This is a genomic window from bacterium, from assembly GCA_019912885.1.
In the GTDB taxonomy this organism is placed as follows: Bacteria; Lernaellota; Lernaellaia; order JACKCT01; family JACKCT01; genus JAIOHV01.
Genome location: JAIOHV010000089.1, coordinates 1 through 6500, shown reverse-complemented (window position 1 = coordinate 6500; position 6500 = coordinate 1). Strand labels below are relative to the sequence as shown.

Annotated in this window: 5 protein-coding genes; 4 read left to right on the top strand and 1 reads right to left on the bottom strand. The window is 63.7% G+C overall.

All coding sequences use genetic code 11. The features are described from left to right. On the top strand, window positions 1–598 hold a 598-nt coding region (locus K8I61_07425; GenBank protein MBZ0271852.1), incomplete at its 5' end, for a hypothetical protein. Beyond that, a complete protein-coding gene (locus K8I61_07420; GenBank protein ID MBZ0271851.1) occupies window positions 598–897 on the top strand; it encodes a hypothetical protein in 300 nt (99 codons plus the stop codon). The genes K8I61_07425 and K8I61_07420, both read left to right, overlap by 1 nt. Window positions 898–1019: 122 nt before the next feature. Here K8I61_07420 and K8I61_07415 read toward each other — a convergent pair whose 3' ends face one another. After that, on the bottom strand, window positions 1020–2366 hold the full coding sequence (locus tag K8I61_07415; GenBank protein ID MBZ0271850.1) for a B12-binding domain-containing radical SAM protein: 1347 nt from the start codon (window positions 2364–2366) through the stop codon (window positions 1020–1022). 274 nt (window positions 2367–2640) lie between these two features. Here K8I61_07415 and K8I61_07410 point away from each other — a divergent pair, with 274 nt between their 5' ends. After that, window positions 2641–4110: a hypothetical protein gene (locus K8I61_07410; protein MBZ0271849.1), complete on the top strand. Its 1470-nt coding sequence runs from the start codon at window positions 2641–2643 to the stop codon at window positions 4108–4110. A 277-nt stretch (window positions 4111–4387) separates the two neighbouring features. After that, window positions 4388–6500: integrin alpha (locus K8I61_07405; protein MBZ0271848.1), on the top strand; the 2113-nt coding region annotated here is incomplete at its 3' end.

Here is a 6500-nt window from a genome sequence, read left to right as displayed (position 1 = left end):
GCGCAAGCGCGTCGCGCCGAAGCCCGACGAGCGCCACGTCGCGCTCGCGGCGCACGGGCTCGTGGATCGCCTCGACGCGCCAGGCGCGCTCGTGAAATTTTTCGGCGACCGCCGCGGCTACGCGTGGGTGTTCAACCGCCGCGATCGGTCGTCCGTCGGCGTCGGCGTTCCAATGATGCGGCGCGACGACTGGCGAAGATTGTGGAGCACGTTTTTTGCCGAGCAGGCGCCCGGCCGCGAGGCGCCGCCGGTCGTCTCGTGGCCGCTGCCGCTGGCCACGGACGAGAGCGCGTTCGCCGCGCCGATGGCGGGTGACGACTGGTGCCTGGTCGGCGACGCGGCGGGGCACGTCGATCCGCTAACCGGCGAGGGCATCTACTACGCGATGTGGGGCGGGCAGATCGCGGCGGCGTGCGTCGCTCGCGGAAAACCCGCGGAATACGATACGCAGTGGCGCGAGGCGTTTCTTTCGACCTTCCTACGCCACGCGGCGACGGCGCGGCACCTCGAACACCGCTGGCGCGTGGAGCTTCTTGTCGCCGGCGCGTCGCTGCCGTTCTTGAATCGCAAGATTTACGCGTCGATGACGAGCGGGTGATGAGGAAGCGGGAAGGCGAAAAAGTCTGGAAGTCTGAAAGGCTGGAAGGCTGGAAGGCTGGAAGGCTGGAAGGCTGGAAGGCTGGAAGACCCGAGCGCGTCTTCGTCATCCTGAGCGTAGCGAAGGATCTACTTTCGTGCCGGCACGATGCGAGATTCTTCGCTTCGCTCAGAATGACAACCATGCGCGGCGACAACAACGAGCGGCGACAACAACGAGCGGCGACAACAACGAGCGGCGACAACAACGCGGGACAACAACAACGGGCGGCGACGACAACGCGGGACGACCGATCGTGACAAGCAAGTCCCTTGTGCCCTTTGAGTCCTTTGTGCCTTCGTGTTGATCGGCGATTCCGCGATGACCTTCCAGCCTTCCAGCCTTCCAGCCTTTCAGACTTTCAGACTCTATTGCGATTCCCTCACACCTGCGGCGGTACGCCGCGCCGGGCGTCGCGCCGGAACAGGACCAGGTTGTTCATGAAGATGAGGCCGTTCGCGATCGCGTCGGGCATCAGCGTGCGCGCGCGGGGCAGCGGCGGCGGCGTGAAACGGCGAAGAATCGCCGGCACCGTCGTCACCTTGCGGCAAACGTCCCAATACAGATCGGTCAGCCGCTCCGGCGAAAGATGCTTCGGTCGATAGACGCACGTGTAGCTATCGTAGCGCGACCAGTCCTTTGTCATCAGGCGGCCTTCGTTCTCGTATTGTTCGAAAAGCGGCGTGCCCGGAAACGGCGTGAGGATGTAGAGCGAGATGATCTGAAGCTTCTCGCTTCGCATGAATTCGAGGTTCTCCGCGATGGTGCGTTCGGTCTCGGTGTCGAAACCGAGGATCATTCCCGCCAGCACGTTGACGCCCGCCTTGCGGTAGCGCAACAGCAGTTCCCGATAACGCAGCGGCTTGTTGAAGCTCTTGTTCGCCGTGGCGAGGTTTTCCGCGTTCACGTTTTCGATGCCGGAAACGACCATCTGAAATCCGCTACGCGCCGCGAGCTTGAGGAGCATTTCGTCCTCCGCAAAACGCAACGTCATCTGCGCGGACCAGGAAATATCAAGCGGGATCAGCGCCTCGAACAATTCGGTCGCGTACGCCTTGTCCGGCGTGAGGTTGTCGTCGACGAAAAAGATGTAGCGCGTGTGTTTGCGGATTTGCCGGATGTCCTCAATGACCTCCTCCACCGGGCGGTGGCGGTATTTCGCCCCGTAGATCGTCGTGACGGTGCAGTAGTTGCAGCGGTAGGGGCAGCCGCGCGTCGTCTGCACGGGCCAGAGCAGCGTGAAATATTTGTTGTTGCGGATCAGGTCGAAACGCGGTTTCGCCAGATGCTCCATCGCGGGCAGGTTGCCCGCCTCGTAGCGCCGCGCGAGCGATCCGCCTTCCGCGTCCGCGAGGATCCGCGGCCAGATCGCCTCCACCTCGCCGATGGCCACGGAATCCGTATATTGCTCGCCTTCCTCCGGCAGCAGATCGACGTGCGATCCGCCGATCACGACCGGAACGCCGCGCTCACGAAATTTTTCGGCGATCCGGTAGGCGCGCGGCGCGCGCTGCGTCATTGCGGTAAGCGCCACGAGATCCGCGGGCTCGTCGCCGGTCACCGGATCGAGCGCGTCGATCTTGATCGACGTCTCCCAGTCGGAAGGCGTCATACCCGCCAGATATGGCAACGTCAGCGTGCGCATGCCTTCGCGCCTGATGCGCACCGGCTCGCCGTTTGGTGCAAGACGCGAGGGCTCGATAAAAAGAAGTTTTTTGCGCGTGCTCACGGAGCGGATGGTATCACAAATTCGGTCCCGTCTGAGCCGTGGGGAACGCAAACGATGCGCGCGCAAAGCGAATGCGAAACGCGCGGTTGGCGTCGCCCCGGTATCGCCCATTCCCCATCCATTCCGGTGATGCGTCTCCGACCGCGCATTCCGGCGCCACTTCGCGGCGCCTGCATTTGCGGCCCTGACATCGCCAGGCGCGCGGCCGGCTCCGCCACCGCTCTCGCCGGGATGGAATATGGTATGATCGTCGTCGAACCAGGGAGCCGCCAAAATGAGCAAACGGGTCGCCGTCATCGTTGTCGCGATGTTGCTTGCGCCGGCGCTCGCGTCCGCGCTCGACGTCAACGGCCATCTCATGACCTACGGCAACCAGCGCGTCCTGCACGTGTGGGGCACGCCGTACGAGCGCGGATACGCGCAGGGCTATCACCTGGCCGGCGACATCATGGACAACCTGGAGATTTACGCATTTCCACCCGAGGGCGCCGGGCCGCTCATTTACGAGATGGCACGCGCGTGGGTTCGCAATCACTTCGGTATCGCCGATGCGTTTCTCGACGAGGCGATCGGCATGAAGGACGGCATGCTCGCCGCGGGAATGCCCGCGTACGTCCCGATCATCAAGCGCGACTTCGACGAGTACGACATCGTGACGCTCGTCGGCATCTCGGAAATCGCGGGCTTGCTTTGCAGCACGCTCGCGGGATGGGGCGATGCGACGTCGAGCGATCCCGACTATCCCGGCGCGCTTATCGTCGGCCACAACACGGACTACGTGATGGAGCCCGAGGGTGCGTTCACCGCGGGAATCAACGCGCTCATCATCGCGCACACGCCGGACGACCCGGACCAGCAGCGCTACGCGGGCATCGCATACCCCGGCTTCATCGGCCTTGTCGCGGGCATGAACGAGTCGGGCATCGGCGCGATGGTCAACCGCGGCGCGATCGTCATGGATCCGGACACCGTGCAGTGGGATCCGGAGATCCTGTTTGGCGTGTGGGAGACGCGCATGGCCATCGCCGCGCGCGATGAAAACGGCGACGGCAAAAACACCGTGCAGGACGCGATCGATCACCTGGAAGCCGAGCCGCTGTTTTCCGCCTCGATCTGGCAGTTCTTCGGCCCGTCGGACCGCTCCGATCCGCCGATGGTCAGCTATCACGCGAACCACTTCCAGCGCGCGATCCGCGTGCCGGCGGACGATGTCAACTTCGCGCCCGACGCGATGGTGGAGTTTAACTGGGAGACCGCGCTCGTGCCGCAGCGCTCGCCCGTGGAGCAGCTTCGCTACATCTCCGCGCTCTCGCTCTACAATCTCTACTACAGTCGAAAGGTCACGCAGGACAATCTGTGGGACTTCCTTCTCATCGAAAGCGGCGAGGAGCCGAACTCCGTCACGCTGCACTCAATGATCTTCGTGCCCGACGCCATGCGCGTCGGCGTGTCGTACTGGCACGACTACGAAAACGAGCCGCTTGCGAATCACCAATGGTACGATTTCGACGATCTTTTCGAAATGCCCGACCCGCCGCCGGACGACGACGACGACGCGGCCGATGATGATGCATCGGACGACGACGACGACGCGGCCGATGACGACGACGCGGATTTCGAGGACGATGACGATGCGGCGGATGACGACGACGACGCCACCCTGGACGATGACGATGCGTCCGACGATGACGCGATCCCCGCTTCGGATGATGATGACAATTCGGACAGCGGCTGCGGGTGTTGAACGTAGCGCCAAATGACGCGTGACGAAAAAGCAATCCACGGGCCGCGGCGCGCTTCGATTGCTCCCGGACGCGTGATATGGTTAGTTTTCTTACCAACACAGCGCTCGTTACGGTTATATCGCAAACTTTGCGTTGACCACGCGCCGCGCGACCTATAGACGCGTCAACATCGAAAAATAATTAAAAATCGCATTTGGACGAGTGTGCCGACTCAATCGTGGTCCGTGGGTGCGTGGACGTGCGCGGGGGCTGCGGCGAACAGGAGGGTAGCGATCCATGAGCCGAACCGCGTGCGTTGTTATGGCCATTTTTTGTGCGGTTGTGCTGTTTGCATCCTGCGTGGATGAGCCGCGTGATTCGCCCGCTCCGGAATCCGGGGCGCTCGAATCCGCCTCCTCTTGGACCGGCGACGGGGCCGGCGATATCGCCGCCCGGATCGACACGGAGCAATACCGCCTGAACGCCGAGGGTGATCGATTCGCGGGCTACAATCCGGCGCAGCGAATCGCGATCGAGATGGACGCGCTCGGCATTTCGGTGACGGCGAAGCGGCACCGCGCGGAGCACGCGTGGGCATGGACGACGGCGGGCGTCGGCCGCGAGGACGCCCTGGATGCCGTCGAACCGGTCGCGCCCATCGAGGGCGAATGCGACCTTCCGCCGCGGTTCGGCTTTGACGACGCCTGCCTTTCGCAAGTCGCGTACGAACGCGCGACGCACTCCGAGTGGTACGCCAACCGCGCGGGCGGCCTCGAGCAGGGCTTCGAGATCTTCGAGAACCCTGGCGGTGACGGATTCCTCGTCGTCGAAGGGCGCGTCGATTCGGGGCTTGCGGGACGCGTCAATGACGATGGCTCCGGGATTTTGTTCGCGGACCGCGCGGGCGACGTGCTGCGTTATTCGGGCCTCGCCGTGTGGGACGCGAACGGCGTCGAACTCGAAGCGTGGATGGAGTGGACCGCGCCCGACGCGATCCGGCTGATCGTCGACGACGCGAACGCGGCGTATCCCGTCGCGATCGATCCGGGGCTCGGCGCGGCACCGGCCTGGATGTACGAATCCGACCAGGCGAACGCGAACCTTGGCATTTCCGTGACCGGCGCGGGCGACGTCAATGCGGACGGCTACGACGATGTGGTTGTGGGCGCTTCGCGCTACACGGATACCGCGACCGAACAGGGGCGCGCGTATGTTTTTCTCGGTTCCGCAACGGGTGTATCAGGTTCGCCCGCCTACACGTTTGGAAACACAGAAAGCGAGTACAGTTGGTTTGGCGCTTCGGTGTCCGGCGCCGGCGACATGAACGGGGATGGTTACGACGACGTGATCGTCGGCGCCCCGCGTTGGTCGTCGTTTCGCGGAAAGGCGATCGTATTTACGGGCGGCGCCGCGGGCATGGCTTCGGGTTGGAGCTACGAATACACCACGACGCAGACCCAATTCGGCGCTTCGGTATCCGGCGCGGGCGACGTGAACGCCGACGGATACGACGACGTGGTTGTCGGCGCCCCGGCCTTCACCTCGCCCGAAGGGTCCGAAGGCGCGGTTTTTGTCTTTTTCGGGGCCAACGATCTTGGCACCGTGAATTCCTGGTCGTTTACCTACGCGAGCAACCAGGCCTACGCGTATTTCGGCACGTCGGTGTCGGGCGCGGGCGATATCAACGGCGACGGCTACGACGATGTGATCGCCGGCGCGCCCTATTTTACAAATGACCAGGCCGGCGAGGGACGGGCCTACGCCTTTCATGGAGCCGGCAACGGCGCTGCTCTCGCGTGGACGGCCGAGGGCGATCAAGCCCAATCCTCCTTCGGCATCGCCGTTTCCGGCGCCGGCGACGTGAACAACGACGGCTATGACGACGTGATCGTCGGCCAGTCCCGTTTCACGAATGGCACCAGCCAGGAGGGCCGCGCTCTGGTTTTCCACGGTTCGTCGGCGGGTCTGTCCTCGTCGCCCGACTGGACAAAAGAGAGCGACAGCGTCAACGCCCAAGCCCAATTCGGGGCAAGCGTTTCGGGCGCGGGGGATGTGAACGCCGACGGTTACGACGACGTCATCGTCGGAGCGTGGCTCTATAACAATGGCCACAGCGCCGAAGGCCGGGCCGACCTCTTTTCGGGATCGTCAACGGGCGCCGAGACGTCGCCGGCGTGGATGTTCGAAAGCGACAAGATCAACGCCCGTTTCGGGGCTTCCGTCGCCGACGCGGGCGACGTGAACGGCGATGGTTACGCGGACGTGATCGTCGGCGCGTATCAGTACGCAAACGGTCAGAGTTCGGAAGGGCGTGCCTTCGTATTTCAAGGATGCGTGGTTTGCCCGACGACAACCACAACGACCACCACTACCACAACGACAACCACGACCACGACGACAACCACAACGA